Source organism: Mesorhizobium sp. M2E.F.Ca.ET.209.01.1.1 (assembly GCF_004010375.2).
In the GTDB taxonomy this organism is placed as follows: domain Bacteria; phylum Pseudomonadota; class Alphaproteobacteria; order Rhizobiales; family Rhizobiaceae; genus Mesorhizobium.
Map to the genome: position 1 here is coordinate 1 of NZ_SADP02001195.1, position 289 is coordinate 289.

Sequence of the window (289 nt, forward strand, 5' to 3'; positions counted from 1 at the left end):
CACAAGCTCTCGCAAGGAACGTGTTTGACCAGACCTGAACTTCACCGCATCCTATGCGCCGGCTCTATCAGGCCACCAGCTTGCGTGTCGTTCCCAATGCTTCCTCAACCGCGTCGAGGAACATTTCCGCGCAGGCCTTCCAGCTGTAGCGCATGGCGCGCTCGCGGGCCTGGTCGCGGCTGACGTTGAGTGCGGTAAGCGCGGCCTCGCGCAAATCGTTCGACACCGCGCCACCAAAACCGTCGCCGACGATGTCGATCGGCCCGGTCACCGGATAGATCGGAAGAGC

General features: G+C 62.6%; 1 pseudogene. It reads right to left on the reverse strand.

Going from position 1 to position 289, the window contains the following annotated elements:
* Window positions 1-67: 67 nt before the first annotated feature.
* A pseudogene (locus EN852_RS39700) lies at window positions 68-289 on the reverse strand (glycosyltransferase family 1 protein); the annotation flags it as partial.